Source organism: Ornithinimicrobium cryptoxanthini (genome assembly GCF_023923205.1).
GTDB classification, from domain to species: domain Bacteria; phylum Actinomycetota; class Actinomycetes; order Actinomycetales; family Dermatophilaceae; genus Ornithinicoccus; species Ornithinicoccus cryptoxanthini.
The window spans coordinates 3,008,143-3,025,508 of sequence record NZ_CP099490.1; the positions used below are offsets into that span (position 1 = coordinate 3,008,143).

Here is a 17,366-nt window from a genome sequence, read left to right on the forward strand (position 1 = left end):
GCGAACGCCACCTTAGCGGTTCCGTGCGGCACGTCGTGCTCCCGCAGCTACAGTATGCCGAAACGCCACCTCAGCGATGAGGCTTGACTTTGCGATTGCAACCTCATATGTTTGCCATCGCAAACATTCACGACCTTGAGGGGACCACGATGACCAGGCCCACCGCACGCTGCGCCGCGACCGCGCTGGCGACCATGCTCAGCACCGCGCTCCTGGCGACACCGGCGCTCGCCACCGCCCCAGGCACCGCCACCGCCCCAGCCACCGGCACGACCCCAGACACCACAGCGTCCACCGATGGGCAGCTGCTCCTGGTGCTGGATGCCTCCGGCTCCATGCGGGACGAGGACGGCGCCGGCACCCCCAAGATCGAGGGCGCCCGCAGCGCACTCGACGCGGTCATCAACGACCTCGGGGACGACCAGCAGGTCGGGCTGCGGCTGTTCGCCTCCACCGAGAGCGAGTCCGACACCGCGGCCGCGTGTGCGGACTCCGAGCTGGTGGTGCCGGTCGGCACCGGCAACCAGGCCGCGCTGAGCGCTGCGGTCCAGGACTATGAGCCGTATGGCGGCGAGACCCCGATCGGTTATGCGCTCCAGGAGGCCGCCACGGACCTGGGCTCGGACGGCCAGCGCTCGATCCTGCTGGTCTCCGACGGCATCTCGACCTGCGACCCCGACCCGTGCGAGGTCGCCGAGGACCTCACCCAGGACGGCATCGAGCTGGCCATCCACGTCGTCGGGCTCGACGTCGACTCCGAGGCGCGCGAGCAGCTGCAGTGCATCGCCGAGGCCGGCAACGGCACCTACATCGACGCCGCCGACACCGACACGCTCACCAGTGCGCTGACGCAAATGTCGACCCGCGCCTTCCGCCCCTTCAGCGTCGCCGGCGACCCGGTCGTCGGCACCACCGACCCCGCCACCGCGCCGACCGTGGGCGAGGGGCAGTTCACCGACACCATGCCGATCAACCAGGACACCCCGAAGTTCTACCGGCTGCAGCGCACGACTCCCGGCTCGACGCTGCACGTCGGAGTCACGATGCGTCCCGAGGCCGGCGGTCTCGGCTCCTACCGCATGTGGCTCGAGTCGCCCGACGGCGACAGCTGCGGCACCATCCACGGTTCTCCCTGGAGCGCCGGGGCGGGCAACTCGTTCGGCACCGCCGGGGTCAGCTCGGCGCGGTACGGCGACGACGGGCCATGCCAGGAGGACGACGAGGTGATCCTGCGCCTCGAGCTGCAGGGCGGCTCGGAGGAGCTGCAGGATGGCCAGTTCGAGATGGTGGTCAGGGAGGAGCCCCCGGTCAGCAACGCCGACGAGCTCCCGGGTGTGGCTCCCCGCTCCGAGTGGCAGGAGCTGGAGCCGGGCGAGCCGGTCGGCGACGTCGTCGGCGGGTCATCGCTCAATGACGCACCCCGGATCGAGCCGGGCGGCACCTACTCCTCGGAGATCACCCGCGGAGAGATCGTCTTCTTCCGGGTCCCGGTGGACTATGGCCAGCGCCTGCAGGCCCTGGTGGAGTTCCCCCGTCCGACCGGCGTCTTCGCCGACACGACCAGCGGGGCAAGCGACATCGCGGACGTCGTGATCGTCGGGCCGACCCGCAGCGCGGCCGAGGACCTGATCGCCAGGGCCGGCGACCTCAGGCGCCGCGCGATCATCTATGACGACCGCGCCGTGCAGGCTGCCGTCACGACCCACGAGGTGCGCTGGGCCAACCGCACCTCCGGCAACCAGCTGGGGTCGGCCCTCGCGGGCGACTACTGGGTCGGGGTGAGCCTGACCTCGAACAGCGAGGTGCGGCCGACGGTCCCGTTCACCCTCACCACCGAGGTGTTCGGTGAGGTCTCCGGCGAGCCGGCGTATGCCGACCCCTCCTCCGCGGACGACGTCACCACAGCAACGGCTGAGCCTGCTGAGACCAGTGTGGACACCTCGGAGGAGAGGAGTGCCCCCGCGCCCGAGGAGGCGACGGAGGACACCGCGGCAGCGCCACCTGTCGCGGCCACCGACGACGGCGCTCCGCTGGGCCTGATCGTCGGCCTGGCCGCACTCGGCATGGCTCTCCTGGTCGCGGGCGGGTTCGTGCTCGCCAGGGCGATGCGCACCTGAGCGGGGCGCCGACCGTGCCCGTGTCGTCACCACTCGGGGACTAGGGCTCCTGCCAGGCTGCGGGTGGCAGCGTCGCGGCGGCGGGTGGCAGCACCCGCCGCCAGACGGCGCTCGAGGCTGCGGGTGCGCTGGACGTGCGCGTCCGCGCCGCCAGACGGTGCTCGAGGCTGCGGGTGCGCTGGTCGTGCGCGTCCGTGGCCAGGTCGATGTCGATCAGTGAACACATGGCGATCCTCCTCTCAGGCGTTCTGCGTGCTGGTGGTCTGGGCCGTGATCTCGTGCTCCTGCACGAGAGCGGTGGTCACGCGGGTGGCGGCGTAGGCGGTCGCCAGCAGGCTGAGCACGACCGCCCCGACGAAGACGGTCGGCAGGCCCCACACCTCGGCCACCGCGCCCCCCAGCAGCGCACCCAGTGGCATCAGGCCGTAGCCGATCATCCCCCCGGCGCCGCCGACCTTGCCGAGCTTGGCGACCGGGACCAGGCGCTGTCGCATGGTGCGCCCGACGACGTTGCCGCACATGTTGGTGAAGCCCACGACCAGGAAGGCGGCCGCGATGGCCCCGGCGTGCGGGACCAGGAAAGGCACGAGGAGCAGCGCCGAGTTGAGGAACCAGCCGCCGATCAGCAGCGGCACCTCACCGACCAGTCCCACCAACCGCTCGGCGAGCAGGGCTCCGGCGACGGCACCGACGGCCAGGACCGCCAGGAGCAGGGGGTACTGCTCGGGGGTCAGGCCGACCCGCGACTCCGGCCCGACCATCCACAGGATGAAGACCGCGAAGTATGCCGTGCTGGCGAAGTTGAGTGCGGAGCCGGTCAGCAGCAGCGGGCGCAGCACGGGGTGGCTGACCTGGAACCGGAAGCCCTCGAGCAGCTCGTGCAGCTTGCCCCCGACCGGCTCGGGCGACCGCTCGGCGCGGTAGCTCCCACGCAGCCCCAGCCCGATCAGGAGGAGGAAGACGACCCCCAGCGCAGCCGGGACACCGAAGACCCACCCGGCCCCGACGACGAAGAGCAGGCCGCCGACGGGTCCGCCGACGAAGTTGTTGAAGACCGTCTCGGCGCCCATCACCCGCCCGTTGGCCGCGGACAGCCGCGACTGCGGCGCCAGCTGCGGGATGATCGAGGACCCCGCGAGGTCGACGAACACCTGGGTGATGCCATAGATGCCGACCGCTGCGATGAGCAGCGCCATGGTGAGCCGGTCGGTGGCGGCGAGCCACGTCATACCCCCCAGGAGCAGCACGCGCACCGCGGCTCCGGCCAGCTGGACGTGCCGGCGGTCGAGCCGGTCGACCACCACTCCGGCGGAGACACCGAGCAGCAGCCAGGGCAGCCAGAACGCGACCTGCAGCAGCGAGATCTCGCTCGGTGAGCGGGTGAGCGTGACCGCGATCAGCGGCAGCCCGCCCAGCACGATGCCGTCGGCCAGGTTGGCCAGCCCGACCCCGCCCAGGTGTATGCCGAAGGGCCGGCCGAGCCGCTCGGCTCGCGTGGGCTGGGTGGTCGCTGTGGTGGTCGCTGTGGTGGTCGCTGCGGTGGTGGTGCTCATCGTGCCGCTCCCGTAGAGTAGGTGCAGAAGAACATCTGCATAACTTTCTCTGCAAAGGTACCTCTGCATCATGGCCGAGCGCAAGACCCCTTCCGATACTTTTTCTGGCGACGCCTCCACCGGGGGCCCCTCGATGGGGGACGCCTCCGTCGAGCCGACGTATTTCGCCAGACAGATCGACGCCAGCGCCATGAAGGCGTTCGCCCACCCGCTACGCATGGCGATGTATGACTACCTGAACGACCGTGAGGCGGCCACAGCGACGATGCTGGCCAAGCACACGGGCGAGAGCACCGGGCAGACCAGCTATCACCTGCGCCAGCTGGAGCGGCACGGCTTCGTCGAGGAGGACCCCGGGCGCGGCACCGGCCGCGAGCGCTGGTGGAAGGCGGTCGGCTTCCGCATGGACGGCATCGAGCTGGGCAAGGACTCAGCGACCCGGCCGGCGGTCGAGACGATGCTGCACAACCAGGTGGCTCAGCGGGCCGAGTCACTGCGCGAGTGGTATCTCCGCTCGGTCGAGGAGCCGGAGCCGTGGCAGACCAGCTCCCTGCACAGCCGCAGCACCGCGACGATGTCGGCGGACGAGGCTGACGAGCTGGGTCGGGCGCTGATAGAGGTCATCCACGAGCACACCGAGGCGGCGAAGGCGCGGCACGAGGCGGCTGGCGCTGCCGCTGGCGCTGCCGGTGACGCGGACGTCGAGCCTGCCGAGGGCGAGGGGACCCGCCGGGTGCGCGTCTTCCTGGACGTGTTCCCGCTGCCGGAGGACTGAGCCCGCCACCTCACGAGCAGGAGGTGGCGTCGCTGCTCGCGGCTACTCAGCCACCAGGTGGCCGCCGACCACGGTCGCCGAGACCGTCATGGTGCGCAGCACCTTGGCCTGCACGGCGGGGTCGCCGCCGGCCAGCGGGTCGGCGTCAAGCAGGACCAGGTCCCCGGGCTGACCCACGGCCAGGGTGCGCCCGTCCACGGACGCGGCCAGCGCCTCCCTCGGCGTCAGCGACAGCTCGGGGTGCCACGGCTCGCCTCCCTCGGGCGCGCGGCAGACGGCCACCGCCATGGCCAGCCACGGGTCCAGCGGTGCGACCGGGGCATCCGAGCCCAGCACGATCGGGATGCCGTGCTCGCGCAACGACCCCAGCGCAAACGCCCGAGCGGTGCGGTCCGGCCAGCACTGCTCGGTGACACCCCGATCGTCGAGCAGATGCGCCGGCTGCACACTCGCGCGGACCGGCAGCGCGGCCCACTGCGCCAGCCCGCCCGCCGGCAGGAGCTGGGCGTGCTCGATGGAGCCGCTCGCGCCGGTCCTCGCGAAGACTGCCAGCGCCTGCGCCACCGCCCGGTCGCCAATCGCGTGCAGCGCCGTCTCCAACCCGTGCTGGTGCGCTGTCGCCACCAGATCGGTCAGCTCGGCCTCGCCGAAGTTGGCCATGCCGAGCGGTTGCGCCAGGGTGGCGCCGTCGGCATACGGCTCGCAGCACCAGGCCGTCCGGGTGTTGAGCGAGCCGTCGGAGATGACCTTCAACGGGCCCATGGTCGCCCAGTGGTCGGTGCCCGGCAGGGGGTCGCCGGTGCGCCAGCCGCGGGCGATGACCTCAGGCAACCGGCCGGCATACACCCCCGTCCGCACCCGGAAGGGACCGGTCACGGCCAGCCGGGAGGGCCAGCGGTCCCAGGACGGGCTGAACTCGAGGTCGACGACCCCCACGACGCCGCGCTGCCGCGCCTCACGCACCGCGTCGACCGCCGCTGCCTCGGCCTGGCTGGCCGCCCCGGGCAGGTCGCCCAGCCGGTCATAGGCGTCGAACCACTCGTTCTCCACGACCAGCCCGTCGCGCCAGGGGACGTCGAGCAGGCGCATCGCCGCGGTGTTGAGCCAGCCGTGGTGCGCGTCCCCACTGACCAGCACGACGGGCCGGTCGGGACTCACCTCGTCGAGGTCGGCCGGGGTCGCTCGCCGCGGCCAGCTGGCCGAGCGATGCCCGAACCCGACGAGCGGGGTCTGCGAGGCGTCCGCGCGGGAGGGCCCCGGCGCGCCGGTCAGGCCACGGCGCACGATCTCCAGCGCCTCCTCGACGCTCTTGGCGGAGGACAGGTCGAGGCGGGAGCGCACCAGTGCCCACTGGACCATGTGCACGTGCTGGTCCCACAGGCCGGGCATGGCCCAGCGACCCTCCCCCGCCAGCTCGGCGACACCAGCCGGACGAGCCAGACCGACTCCGACGGCGACGACCGCGCGGTCCCTGATGAGGATGTCGACGGGCGAGGTCTCCCCCGCCCTGCCGAGCGGCACGGGGCGCACATCCCGCACCAGCAGATCGTTCATGGCGGCAACGGTACGTCTGTGACCGCCCAACCCACACATCGACCCGCGGCGCCTCGATAGGGTCATCCCATGACCGGCCTGCCCGACGACCTCGCACCGCTGCTGCTCGCCATCGACCACGTGGGCATCGCCGTGCCCGACCTGGACGCGGCGATCGCCTTCCAACGTGATGTGCTCGGGCTGGAGGTGCTGCACGAGGAGACCAACGCCGAGCAGGGGGTGCGCGAGGCGATGATGGGACCAGCCGGTGCGCAGCCCGGCGGTGCGGTGGTCCAGCTGCTCGCCCCGACCGGCCCCGAGTCGACCATCGCCAAGTTCATCGACCGCTCCGGTCCCGGTCTGCAGCAGCTCGCCTACCGCGTCGCCGACGTCGAGGCGGTCAGTGCGACGCTGCGCGAGCGTGGTCTGCGGCTGCTCTATGACGGTCCTCGCCGCGGGACCGGCGGGAGCCGAATCAACTTCGTGCACCCCAAGGACGCCGGCGGGGTGCTGATCGAGCTCGTCGAGCCACCCTCGACCGACTCCGGCGCGGTCCCCGGCGATCGGGGACCCGTTGGGTGATGATGAGCCGGTGAGCGAGGCAGAGTCGAGCGCGAGAGCCGGGAGCCGCGGCCGGTTGCGGCTGCCCAGGGTCGGCCGCGGGTCGATGGCCGGGCGCGGGCGCGAGGCCGTGGAGACCTGGCGCCGCTATCGGCACTCACAGCTGTCCGAGCTCGCCGAGAGCAACCGGTTGCAGCGCGAGCTGCTCGAGCGCACGCACGGTCAGGCACACCTGCCCGGTCTGCCCGGTCCGAGCACGGAGCCTGCCGGCCCTGCGCGTGACACCCCGGAGGCGTCCGGGGACTCGCGCCGTGACCTGATGACCGTCACCTCACCGTTCATGTTCGGCTTCTTCGGCGCGCTGGGCGTGCTGACCGCCTGGTTCCTGGCGCAGAACGTCTCCCGGCTCAGCTCGGTGATCACCTTCGTGCTGATCGCCGTCTTCCTGACCCTGGCCCTCAACCCGATCGTCACGAGCCTGACCAACCGTGGGTTCAGCCGCCCCGCCGGGGTCTTCACCGTCTTCCTCGGCATGGTCGCGGTGCTGGGCCTGCTGGGCTGGCTCGTGGTGCCACCGATCGTGCAGGAGACCTCGACCCTGATCGAGCGCATGCCGCGCTATCTCGACGATCTCAACGCCCAGCCCTGGGTGCAGCAGCTCGATGCGCGCTATGACATCAGCGACCGGATCAACGCCGAGATCGAGAACCGGCTCCAGGACAGCACCTTCCTGTCCACCATCTTCGGCGGCGTCCTCGGCGCGGCCGGGTGGCTGGCCGGTGGGCTCATCGGGGCCTTCACAGCCCTGGTGCTCACGCTCTACTTCCTCGCGGCCCTGCCCACCGTCAAGGACGCGGGCTACAAGATCGTGCCGATGAGCCGCCGGGCGCGGGTGATCGGGCTGGCCGAGGAGATCATGCGCCGGGTCGGCGGCTATGCGCTGGGCCAGGTCGCGGTGGCCAGCATCAACGGCTCCGCGTCCTGGGTCATGATGTCCCTGCTCGGTGTGCCGTATGCCGCGGTGCTGGCCGTGTTGGTCGGCGTCCTGGGACTCATCCCACTCATCGGCGCGACTCTCGGCGCGGTGATCGTGGCGCTCGTCGCAATGAGTCAGGGGTGGGTGGTCACCCTGGTCGTGCTCATCTACTACGTGATCTATCAGCAGTTCGAGAACTACGTCATCGTGCCGCGCATCATGTCCCGCACGGTCTCGGTGCCCGGCGCGGTCACCGTCGTCGCGGTCTTCGCCGGCGGCACGCTGATGGGTGTGCTCGGCGCCCTCATCGCGATCCCGGTGGCCGCCGGCCTGCTGCTGATCTACAACGAGGTCGTCATCCCCCGCCAGGCCCGCCTCTAACCAAAAAATATAAAGGTTTTGCGGGCCGCGCACGCATTTTCATAGTGGTTTTGCTTGCCGAACCTGGACGGCATCGACGGTATGCCGTGCCTCACCTTGGTCGCGCTCGTGGCACCGCCCCGGATCCAGCCGTGCCACACGCGTTGGTCGGCCTCGCCGCGAACTGTCGGTCTCCTGGCCCGGGTCACAGATGAGGTCGAGATGCGGCACCGCCGTCACCGACCGAGCTCCCTCGTGCCAGGCGGCAAACCGCGCAACTGCTCGTCAGTGACACCCAGTGCGCAGGGGCCCCTGCAAAACCACTCGCAAAATGCGGGAAACACCCGCAAAACCGCTATGAAAATGGGTGGGGCGACGCGGCACCAGCGGGACAGTTCGGTCACCGCCAGGATGATCCCCAGCACGAGCAGGAGGACAGTGTGATCACTCATGCCCAGGCGTGCCCCGGTCGGCGCCGGTCGCGGGCGTTCCAGCACGTCGTGTGCCAGTGCCGCCGGTTCTCCACGCCCGACATGCTCGACGCCGGCCAGGCCACGGTGTGGGCACTGGACGCCGGCACGTCCTGCTGGCAGCCCGGGCACAGATAGCTGCGCCCGGAGTCATTGCCCCGGACCTGGCGGAAGGCCCACTCCTGCCCGGCGAACTCGACCTCGTCGAGCACGGGACGACGCTCGGAGCCAGCCGGCCCGTCCCGTCGCGGCGGCACGCGCCCGCCACGACGCTTCCGGTTGGAGCGACCCATCACTCGCCGCTGAGGAAGGGCTCCTCCAGGAGCACGTGCTCCACGAGCAGCGGCGACGGCGCCAGGTGCGACTGGAAGCCGGCGGTCCCGGTGTAGAGCTCCTCGGCCACGGCGAGCACCTCGTCGGCACCGAGCTGGTCGATCATCGCGAACGGACCGACCGGATAGCCCAGTCCGAACTGCAGCGCGGTGTCGATGTCTTCGGCGCTCGCATAGCCCTCATCCAGCATCCGGACACAGTCGTTGAGGTGGGTCACCAGCAGCGCGTCGACCACCAGGCCGGTGCGGTCCTTGCAGACCACGGCCTCGGCACCGATCGCAGAGATCACGGCGCGCACGGTGTCCACGGTCTCCTGCGAAGTCTTGATCGTCCGCCCCGCCTCGATAACCTGACCGTTGGGCGTCGGCGCGTGCACCCGCAGCACCACGGTGTCCTCGGCGCGCCCGCTGATCGAGGCGAGCGCGACGGCGGAGTAGGTGTTGGCGGTGGCCAGGATCGTGCCCGGCACGGTGACCTCACCGAGCTCGGCGAACAGGTCGTCGACGTCACGCAGCTCCTCGGCCGCGTCGATGTCCAGGTCCTCGTCCTGCGCCTCGACGACCAGGCCCACCGCCGACAGCCCGGACAGGTCGTCCGAGGCATCGGCCACCTGGACCACCTCGAACCCGCCCTCGGTGAACCGGCTCGCCAGCTCGTCGGCGAGCGCGCCGGAGCCGATGACCCCGACCGACTGCACGTCCCGGCCGGTCCCGCCGGCGGGGGTCAGCTCGTCGTCCACGACCTGCCCGCTGCCCGGCTTGGCGAAGGTGTAGAAGCCCTGACCGCTCTTGCGGCCGAGCCGCCCGGCCAGCACCATCCGCTCGAGCATCGTGCTCGGGGCGTGGTGCTGACTGCGGCTGTGGCCATAGATCACGTCTGAGATGTGGTGCAGGACGTCGAGCCCGACCAGGTCACCCAGGGTCAGCGGGCCCATCGGCAGGCCGATGCCGACGCGCACGGCGGTGTCCAGGTCCTCGCGGCTGACGTGGCCGGACTCATACATCCGCATCGCGGCGACGAAGTAGCCGTAGAGCAGGTAGTTGGCCACGAACCCGGCCCGGTCCCCGATCACGACCGGCTTCTTGCCCAGGCCCTCGGACAGCGCCCGCACCGTCTCGGTCGTCTCCGGGTCGGTGAGCGGGGTGGTGATGACCTCGACCAGCTTGAGGATCGGCGCCGGGTTGAAGAAGTGCATGCCGATGACGCGGCCGGGCACCTTGGCGGGCGCGGCGATCTCGGTGATGGACAGGCTGGAGGTGTTGGTCGCCACGATCGCGTCGTCGCCCAGGACGTCCTCGAGCCTGCCGATCACCTCGTGCTTGAGCGACATGATCTCGGGCACGGCCTCGACCACGAGATCGGCCGGCGCCAGATCGGCATACTCCGTCGTGATCGTGATGCGACCCAGGATCTGCGCCTGCCCGGCCTCGTCCAGCTTGCCCCGGGCGACCGCACGATCCGTGGAGGTCTGCAGGATGCCCCGGCCACGCTCGGCATACTCCTGGGTGCTCTCCACCCCGATCACGGTCAGGCCGCCGCGGGCGAACACCTCCACGATCCCAGCACCCATGGTGCCCAGTCCGACGACTCCGACAGTCTTGATCTCACGTGCCATGCGCCGATCCTCTCACCTGCCTTGTCTAGGGTGTGCACGTGCGTGTCGTGATTGCCCGGTGCAGCGTGGACTATGCGGGAGCCCTGCAGGCCCACCTGCCGTTGGCGACCCGGTTGTTGATGGTCAAGGCGGACGGGTCGGTCCTGATCCACTCCGACGGCGGGTCCTACAAGCCGCTGAACTGGATGGCACCGCCGTGCAGTATGTCGGAGCTCGAGCCGGATGAGGACGAGACTGCCGAGGGGGTCGAGTCGGTCTGGGTCGTGCGACACGGCAAGCGGGAGGACACGCTGCGGATCCGGTTGCACGAGGTGCTCTCGGACTCCTCGCACGACCTGGGCATCGACCCCGGTCTGGTCAAGGACGGCGTGGAGGCCCAGCTGCAGGCGCTGCTGGCCGAGCACATCAGCACCCTGGGCGACGGCTACACGCTGCTGCGCCGGGAGTATGCCACCGCCATCGGCCCCGTCGACATCCTCTGCAAGGACGCCACCGGGGCGACGGTCGCGGTGGAGATCAAGCGCCGCGGCGACATCGACGGCGTGGAGCAGCTGACACGCTATCTGGAGCTGCTCAACCGCGACCCGCACCTGACACCGGTCCAGGGAGTCTTTGCCGCCCAGGTCATCAAGCCCCAGGCGCGGGTGCTGGCCACAGACCGTGGGATCCGTTGCGTGACACTGGACTACGAGGCGCTGCGCGGCATGGACAACTCCGCCGACCGGCTCTTCTGACGCTTTCTGGCGCTCCTACCTGCCCAGCCCCCACGTCTTGGAGCCGGAAATGTATCTTCGGGCCGGCTGCAACAGGCTCCAAGATCATTTTCCGGCTCTAAGACGAGCAGGCGGCGGGGTGCCGACGAACAGTCGCCGGGTGCGCGCACCAGGGAGCGGGGGCACAATCACCCCATGACCCGCCGCGCCGCCATCGCCGCACCCAACCCGTCGGCCACCCAGGCGGGGCTGCACGCCCTGGGCGCCGGTGGCAACGCCGTGGACGGCGCGATCGCCGCGATGATCACGGCGACCGCGACCGAACCGGGGATCATCAGCCCGCTGGCCGGGGCGTTCATCAACATCTGGCCGGCCGAGGGCGACCCGGTCGTGATCGACGGCAACGTCGAGATGCCGGGTCGCGGTGCCGACCCCGCGCGGTTCGGCAGCGGCCTGATCGAGTGCGTCACGACCTACGGTGGCGGCTTGACCACCTATGCCGGGCCGGGGTCGGTCGCGACCCCTGGCATGTTTGCCGGGATGGGCCTGGCGCACGAGCGGTTCGGCGCCGCGCCCTGGGGCGAGCTGCTGGGGGTAGCGGCCATGATCACCGCCGACGGCTTCCAGCTGAGCCACACGGCGGCGTCCTACTTCGAGCTGGTCGCGCACACGATCTTTGCGTGGGACCCGACCACCCGCGGGATCTACACCCACGACGCGACCGCCTGGGCACCTGGGCACCTGATCCGCGACGATGCGCTCGTGGCGACGCTGCGCCAGATCGGCGAGGAGGGTGCCGCCAGCGTCTACACCGGTGACATCGCGGCGCGGATCGTGGCCGACATGGACGAGCGCGGAGGCCTGCTCACGGCGCGGGACCTGGCGGAGTACCGCCCGGTGGTGCGCACGCCGCTGCGCACCACCCTCGGCGCCTGGGACCTGTCCGCCAACCCGCCCCCGGCGATCGGCGGCGCGGTGCTGACCGCGATGCTCCGGCTGCTGGGTGACGTCAAGGAACGCGTCTCTCCCGCCCACGCCGCACGGGTGATGAAGGACGTCCTTGACCTGCGGTTGCACCGGGTGGATGTCGCCGACGACCTCGAGGTCGCGGGGCACGAGCTGCTCGAGACGATCGCCTCGCTGGGTGCGGTCGGGCTGCCCACCTCGCAGGACACGGCGCACGTCTCCGTGGTCGACAGCGACGGCAACGCCTGCGCCATCACCGCGTCGTCGGGCTATGGCTCGGGGATGTCCGTCGGCGGCACCGGCATGCTGGGCAACAACGCCCTGGGTGAGCCGGAGCTCAACCGCCGCGGCCTGCACGCGCTGGCGCCGGGGACCCGGCTGGCCTCAAACATGGCGCCGACGACGGGCCGGCACCGCGACGGCACAGTCCTCTCGATCGGCACTCCCGGGGCCGACCGCATCACCACGGCGCTGCTGCAGGTCCTGGTCCACTTCTGCCTGCACGGAGAGACGCTGCAGTATGCCGTGGACGCACCCCGGTTGCACGTGCGTCACCTGGACGACGGTGGCGTGCGGATCGACTTCGAGGAGTCGGCCGAGCTGGAGGAGGCGCTCACCGGACTGGTCGGGCGGTCGAGCGGCGCGGTGGTGCCTCTGCACGCGCACGAGCGACGCGCCATGTATTTCGGGGGCGTGGGAGCGGCGCTGCGCACTCCCGAGGGAGAGTTGACCGCTGTCGCCGACCCGCGCCGCGACTCGGCGACTGTGGTCGGCTAGCGCACCGACCGGCATACCTCCACCAGGCCGTGCGGCAGGTGAGGCGTCAGCGCGGTTGTTGCATCGGCATGATCGGCATCTGCCTGATCGGCCCACCGGAGTGCATGGTGTCCAGCCGGGCCAGCACGAGGTGCAGGCGGGTGATGCGCATCAGGCGCTCGAGGCGCTCGGAGGCCTCGGCGATGACGAGCCGGCGGTTCTGTCGGCGCGCGCGCTGGTGCAGCCCGACCAGGACCCCGAGGCCGGTGGCGTCCAGGACCTCCGCCTCACGCAGGTGGAGCACCAGGTCGCCGTCACCGGCGGCAAGGATGCGCTGCAGATGTCCCCGCAGCTCCGGCACGGTGCTCACCCCAAGATTGCCGCGGATGGTCGCCTCGCGTCCCGGTGAGTCGATGAGCAACTCGATGTCCGGCCCAGCCCAAGCCACAACGGTCATGCCCTGCTCCTCCCGAGTGAACAATGCGCCCCGGCACCCGCCTCATCGCATTACCACATAGTGTCTATCCCCCTAACGTCGCGGGTCCACCGATATTTGCGCTCTTGGCGGTTACGATTTAGTAAAATCTTTTCGGCCGCCCCGCCACGGCTCACGTCCGGAAGGGTGGGACCGTCCTTGGCGAGGGCACCCGGACTACCGACCACCGGCGATGCGATGATGCAGGCATGGTCATCCTGAATCGGATCTACACCCGCACCGGCGACGACGGGACGACGGCGTTGGGCGACATGAGTCGCACGAGCAAGAACGACCCTCGGCTGACGGCCTATGCGGACACGGACGAGACCAACTCGTTCATCGGTGTCGCCGTCACGACCGGCGGACTGCGCGAGGACATCACGCAGACGCTGACCCGCATCCAGAACGACCTCTTTGACGTGGGCGCTGACCTCTGCACCCCGTTGCGCGCGTCCTATGACTACCCACCGCTGCGCGTGGAGGCCGTCTGGGTCGACGAGCTCGAGGCGGACTGCGACCGCTACAACGAGGAGCTGGAGAAGCTGCGCTCCTTCATCCTGCCCGGCGGCACCCCTGGTGCGGCACACCTGCACGTGGCCCGGACCGTGGCCCGTCGCGCCGAGCGCTCCGCCTGGGCTGCCCTGGAGGCCCATGGCAGCGACCCGGCTGCGGAGGACGCCGAGCGCGGCGAGGGTGGGGTCAACCCGTTGACGGCGAAGTATCTCAACCGCCTGTCCGACCTGCTCTTCATCCTGGGTCGGGTGGCCAACGTCGCGGCCGGTGGTGACGTCCTCTGGCAGCCCGGTGGAGGTCGGGCCGAGGCGCCGGAGAAGAAGCGGCGCGGCGCGAGCGACTCAGGCGTCTAGCTCGGCAGCGTCCAACTCGGCAGCGTCTAGTTCGGCACCTGCCGGTCCCGCGCGGTCGTCAGGCGACGTTGGCGTTCCAGCCCGGGGGCACGGACTCCAGCCAGGAGCGCAGCGCGGTGTAGTGCTCGCGCCCCAGAGCCAGCTCGAATCGCTCGCCGGCATAGTCACACGGCACGGCCGTGACCGGGGCGTCGAGCCACGGGACCAGCGCGGGGTCCTCGACTCGCGCGTGGCCCAGCTCGAGGGCGGATCGCTGCCAGTGGTGCAGCGGGGAGCGGAACGGACCGCCGCGACCGAAGTGGTCGAGACGGCCCGTGTCATAGCTGAGCATCCCGCGCGACCAGGGCTCGGACTCGTCGCGGCGATAGGCGCACGGGAACGAGTGCGACCCGCCGGCCAGGCGCGAGAAGGCGAACAGGCCGACGCCCATCACCAGCGCAGCCGCCATCACCGCGAGGGCGATGAGGACGAGGGCGCCGCTGTCCATGTCAACCCTGGGTGAGTCCGGACGCGTCGACCTGCGCGGCCACGATGGTCACGCGGTCGTGGTCGACCGACAAGAACCCCGAGTCGATGGTGACGGTCTGGCGCCCCCCGGACGTCTCGAGGGTGACCTCGCCCTCGACGAGCGAACCGAGCAGGGGTGAGTGCCCTGGAAGTATGCCGAGCTCACCCTCGGTGCTGCGGGCGCGCACGAAGCTCGCCTCGCCCTGCCAGACCATCCGGTCGGCGGCCACAAGCTCAACCTGCAGTGCACTCACGTGCGGTGTCCTCTCCTCAGAGACCGAAGTCCCAGTCTAGTCCAGGGCGGGCGGCCGGCCGAAGCCTGCCGCCCGCCCTTGGGTGTGCTCAAGACCCTGTGCTCAAGACCCTGCGGCCCCAAGACTTGTGGGTCAGTTGTTCTTCTCGAGCTCGGCGGCCTGGCGCTCGACGTCGTCGAGGCCACCGCACATGAAGAAGGCCTGCTCGGGCACGTGGTCGTAGTCGCCGTCGGCCACCTTCGTGAACGCCTCGATCGTGTCGGCCAGCGGCACGGTGGAACCCTCGAGACCGGTGAACTGCTTGGCCACGTAGGTGTTCTGCGACAGGAAGCGCTGGATGCGACGGGCGCGGCCGACGAGGATCTTGTCCTCCTCGGAGAGCTCGTCGATGCCGAGGATCGCGATGATGTCCTGGAGCTCCTTGTAACGCTGCAGGATCGACTTGATGCGGACCGCGGTGTTGTAGTGGTCCATGGTCACGTAGCGCGGGTCGAGGATCCGGCTGGTCGAGGCCAGCGGGTCCACGGCCGGATAGATGCCCATCGAGGCGATCGGACGGGACAGCTCGGTCGTCGCGTCCAGGTGGGCGAACGTCGTGGCCGGGGCCGGGTCGGTGTAGTCATCAGCCGGCACGTAGATCGCCTGCATCGAGGTGATCGAGTGACCACGCGTCGAGGTGATCCGCTCCTGCAGCACACCCATCTCGTCGGCCAGCGTCGGCTGGTAGCCCACGGCGGACGGCATCCGGCCGAGCAGCGTGGAGACCTCCGAACCGGCCTGCGTGAAGCGGAAGATGTTGTCGATGAAGAGCAGCACGTCCTGCTTCTGCACATCGCGGAAGTACTCCGCCATGGTCAGGGCGGACAGCGCCACGCGCAGACGCGTGCCCGGCGGCTCGTCCATCTGCCCGAACACGAGGGCGGTCTGGCCGAGGACGCCGGCCTCCTCCATCTCGACGATCAGGTCGTTGCCCTCACGGGTGCGCTCGCCGACACCGGCAAACACCGACACACCACCGTGGTCGCGTGCGACGCGGGCGATCATCTCCTGGATCAGCACGGTCTTGCCGACACCGGCACCACCGAACAGACCGATCTTGCCACCCTGGACGTAGGGGGTCAGCAGGTCGATGACCTTGATGCCGGTCTCGAACATCTGGGTCTTGGACTCCAGCTGGTCGAAGGCCGGGGCCTTGCGGTGGATGCCCCATCGCTCGATGATCTCGAGGGTCTCACCCTCGGGAAGGTCGAGCACATCACCGGTGGCGTTGAAGACGTGGCCCAGGGTCACGTCGCCGACCGGGACGGTGATCGGGCCGCCGGTGTCCTGCACCGGGGTGCCGCGGACCAGGCCGTCGGTCGGCTGGAGCGAGATGGCGCGGACCATGTTGTCGCCGATGTGGAGGGCGACCTCGAGGTTCAGCGTCTTGGTCTCGCCGTTCAGTTCGACGTCAACCTTGAGCAGGTTGTACATCTCGGGGATCTGGCCCGGGGGGAACTCGACGTCGACGACGGGCCCGATGATGCGGGACAGACGACCGACGCCGCCCTGACCCTGCTGGGCGTCCGTCTCATTCACGGTTGCAGTCATGGTGGGGTGCTTCCTTCTCACTTGGCGTCGCTGAGGGCGCTGGCGCCGCTCACGATTTCGCTGATCTCTTGGGTGATCTCGGCCTGGCGTGCCTGGTTGGCCAACCGGGTGTAGGTCTTCAGGAGCTCCTCGGCGTTGTCCGTCGCCGACTTCATCGCGGCCTGGCGGGCGGCGAGCTCGGAGGCGGCCGACTGGAGCAGCGCGTTGTAGATCCGCGAGTTGACATACTGCGGCAGCAGCGCGTCCAGGACCTCAGGACCGTTGGGCTCGAACTCATAGAGCGGGAAGAGCTCCTCGTCGGGGGCTGCCTCCTCGGCGTCCACGACCTCCAGCGGCAGCAGGCGCACGACCTGCACCTCCTGGGTGACCATGGTCTTGAACTGGGTGTAGACGATGTGGATCTCGTCGACACCGCCCTCGTCGGCGCCCTTGATGAAGTCGGCCGTCAGCCGGTCACCGATCTCCTTGGCCGCCTCATAGGTCGGCTTGTCGGAGAACCCGCTCCACGACTCCTCGCTGTCCCGCTGGCGGAACCGGAAGTAGCCCTCGGCCTTGCGACCAGCCAGATAGGGCACGACCTCCCGGCCCTGGTCCTGGAGCAGCTCGCGCAGACCCTCGTAGCTCTTCAGCGCGTTGGCCGAGTAGGCACCGGCCAGACCACGGTCGCTGGTGATGACCAGCACGCCCGCCCTGGTGGGGTTCTCGCGCTCCATCGTGAGCGGGTGGTCGATGTCCGAGGAGAAGGTCGCCACGGCCGAGACCGCGCGGGTGATCGCGCGCGCATAGGGCGTGGTCTGCGAGACCCGCTCGCGGGCCTTGACGACACGGGAGGCCGCGATGAGCTCCATCGCCCGGGTGATCTTCTTGGTCGACTGGACGGACCGGCTGCGCTGGCGGTAGATCCGCTGCTGCGCTCCCATATCTCGCCTCTCTCTGCAGTCGT

The 17,366-nt window shown here is 70.1% G+C and carries 17 protein-coding genes; 7 read left to right on the forward strand and 10 right to left on the reverse strand.

Features of this window, described 5'->3' with window-relative positions; genetic code table 11:
• The first annotated feature begins 149 nt into the window (after positions 1 to 149).
• On the forward strand, positions 150 to 2,117 hold the full coding sequence (locus tag NF557_RS13835) for a vWA domain-containing protein (RefSeq protein WP_252620114.1): 1,968 nt from the start codon (positions 150 to 152) through the stop codon (positions 2,115 to 2,117).
• A 40-nt stretch (positions 2,118 to 2,157) separates the two neighbouring features.
• On the opposite strand, the gene NF557_RS13840 is transcribed toward NF557_RS13835, so the two are convergent.
• Both NF557_RS13840 and NF557_RS13845 read right to left on the reverse strand, forming a co-directional pair.
• Positions 2,158 to 2,343, reverse strand: coding sequence for a hypothetical protein (locus NF557_RS13840; RefSeq protein WP_252620115.1), 186 nt, complete (start codon positions 2,341 to 2,343; stop codon positions 2,158 to 2,160).
• 13 nt (positions 2,344 to 2,356) lie between these two features.
• Positions 2,357 to 3,670 carry an MFS transporter gene (locus NF557_RS13845; protein ID WP_252620116.1) on the reverse strand — a complete coding sequence of 438 codons (1,314 nt, stop codon included), beginning with the start codon at positions 3,668 to 3,670 and terminating at the stop codon, positions 2,357 to 2,359.
• A gap of 70 nt (positions 3,671 to 3,740) precedes the next feature.
• Here NF557_RS13845 and NF557_RS13850 point away from each other — a divergent pair, with 70 nt between their 5' ends.
• On the forward strand, positions 3,741 to 4,445 hold the full coding sequence (locus NF557_RS13850; protein WP_252620117.1) for a winged helix-turn-helix domain-containing protein: 705 nt from the start codon (positions 3,741 to 3,743) through the stop codon (positions 4,443 to 4,445).
• Positions 4,446 to 4,487: 42 nt separating this feature from the next.
• On the opposite strand, the gene NF557_RS13855 is transcribed toward NF557_RS13850, so the two are convergent.
• Positions 4,488 to 5,999 carry an amidohydrolase gene (locus NF557_RS13855; protein ID WP_252620118.1) on the reverse strand — a complete coding sequence of 504 codons (1,512 nt, stop codon included), beginning with the start codon at positions 5,997 to 5,999 and terminating at the stop codon, positions 4,488 to 4,490.
• Between the two features lie 69 nt (positions 6,000 to 6,068).
• On the opposite strand from NF557_RS13855, the gene mce reads away from it, so the two are divergent.
• Together mce and NF557_RS13865 are read left to right on the forward strand one after the other, a co-directional pair.
• The gene (mce, locus tag NF557_RS13860; RefSeq protein WP_252620119.1) at positions 6,069 to 6,560 is read left to right on the forward strand and encodes a methylmalonyl-CoA epimerase; all 492 of its coding nucleotides are present in this window, start codon (positions 6,069 to 6,071) and stop codon (positions 6,558 to 6,560) included.
• A gap of 10 nt (positions 6,561 to 6,570) precedes the next feature.
• Positions 6,571 to 7,896, forward strand: coding sequence for an AI-2E family transporter (locus tag NF557_RS13865; RefSeq protein ID WP_252620120.1), 1,326 nt, complete (start codon positions 6,571 to 6,573; stop codon positions 7,894 to 7,896).
• A gap of 427 nt (positions 7,897 to 8,323) precedes the next feature.
• Here NF557_RS13865 and NF557_RS13870 read toward each other — a convergent pair whose 3' ends face one another.
• Positions 8,324 to 8,602, reverse strand: a complete 279-nt coding sequence (locus NF557_RS13870; protein WP_252620121.1) for a hypothetical protein — start codon at positions 8,600 to 8,602, stop codon at positions 8,324 to 8,326.
• A gap of 35 nt (positions 8,603 to 8,637) precedes the next feature.
• Positions 8,638 to 10,293, reverse strand: a complete 1,656-nt coding sequence (locus tag NF557_RS13875; RefSeq protein ID WP_252620122.1) for a 3-hydroxyacyl-CoA dehydrogenase family protein — start codon at positions 10,291 to 10,293, stop codon at positions 8,638 to 8,640.
• A gap of 38 nt (positions 10,294 to 10,331) precedes the next feature.
• Here NF557_RS13875 and nucS point away from each other — a divergent pair, with 38 nt between their 5' ends.
• Entirely contained in the window at positions 10,332 to 11,027 is a 696-nt protein-coding gene (gene nucS, locus NF557_RS13880; RefSeq protein ID WP_252620123.1) for an endonuclease NucS, read from the forward strand.
• A 174-nt stretch (positions 11,028 to 11,201) separates the two neighbouring features.
• A complete protein-coding gene (locus tag NF557_RS13885) occupies positions 11,202 to 12,749 on the forward strand; it encodes a gamma-glutamyltransferase (protein ID WP_252620124.1) in 1,548 nt (515 codons plus the stop codon).
• Between the two features lie 46 nt (positions 12,750 to 12,795).
• Here the strand turns inward: NF557_RS13885 and NF557_RS13890 are convergent, their stop codons facing one another.
• Positions 12,796 to 13,185 carry an STAS domain-containing protein gene (locus NF557_RS13890; RefSeq protein ID WP_252620125.1) on the reverse strand — a complete coding sequence of 130 codons (390 nt, stop codon included), beginning with the start codon at positions 13,183 to 13,185 and terminating at the stop codon, positions 12,796 to 12,798.
• A 227-nt stretch (positions 13,186 to 13,412) separates the two neighbouring features.
• Between NF557_RS13890 and NF557_RS13895 the strand changes: the two genes are divergently transcribed.
• Positions 13,413 to 14,072, forward strand: a complete 660-nt coding sequence (locus NF557_RS13895) for a cob(I)yrinic acid a,c-diamide adenosyltransferase (protein WP_252620127.1) — start codon at positions 13,413 to 13,415, stop codon at positions 14,070 to 14,072.
• Between the two features lie 58 nt (positions 14,073 to 14,130).
• On the opposite strand, the gene NF557_RS13900 is transcribed toward NF557_RS13895, so the two are convergent.
• The 4 genes from NF557_RS13900 to NF557_RS13915 form a co-directional block, all read right to left on the reverse strand.
• Positions 14,131 to 14,559 (reverse strand): DUF2550 family protein, encoded by a 429-nt coding sequence (locus tag NF557_RS13900; protein WP_252620128.1) that lies wholly within the window; start codon positions 14,557 to 14,559, stop codon positions 14,131 to 14,133.
• A gap of 1 nt (position 14,560) precedes the next feature.
• Positions 14,561 to 14,833 carry a F0F1 ATP synthase subunit epsilon gene (locus NF557_RS13905; protein WP_252620129.1) on the reverse strand — a complete coding sequence of 91 codons (273 nt, stop codon included), beginning with the start codon at positions 14,831 to 14,833 and terminating at the stop codon, positions 14,561 to 14,563.
• A 132-nt stretch (positions 14,834 to 14,965) separates the two neighbouring features.
• Positions 14,966 to 16,423: a F0F1 ATP synthase subunit beta gene (gene atpD / locus NF557_RS13910; RefSeq protein WP_252620130.1), complete on the reverse strand. Its 1,458-nt coding sequence runs from the start codon at positions 16,421 to 16,423 to the stop codon at positions 14,966 to 14,968.
• 17 nt (positions 16,424 to 16,440) lie between these two features.
• A complete protein-coding gene (locus NF557_RS13915) occupies positions 16,441 to 17,343 on the reverse strand; it encodes a F0F1 ATP synthase subunit gamma (RefSeq protein ID WP_252620131.1) in 903 nt (300 codons plus the stop codon).
• Between the last annotated feature and the right edge of the window lie 23 nt (positions 17,344 to 17,366).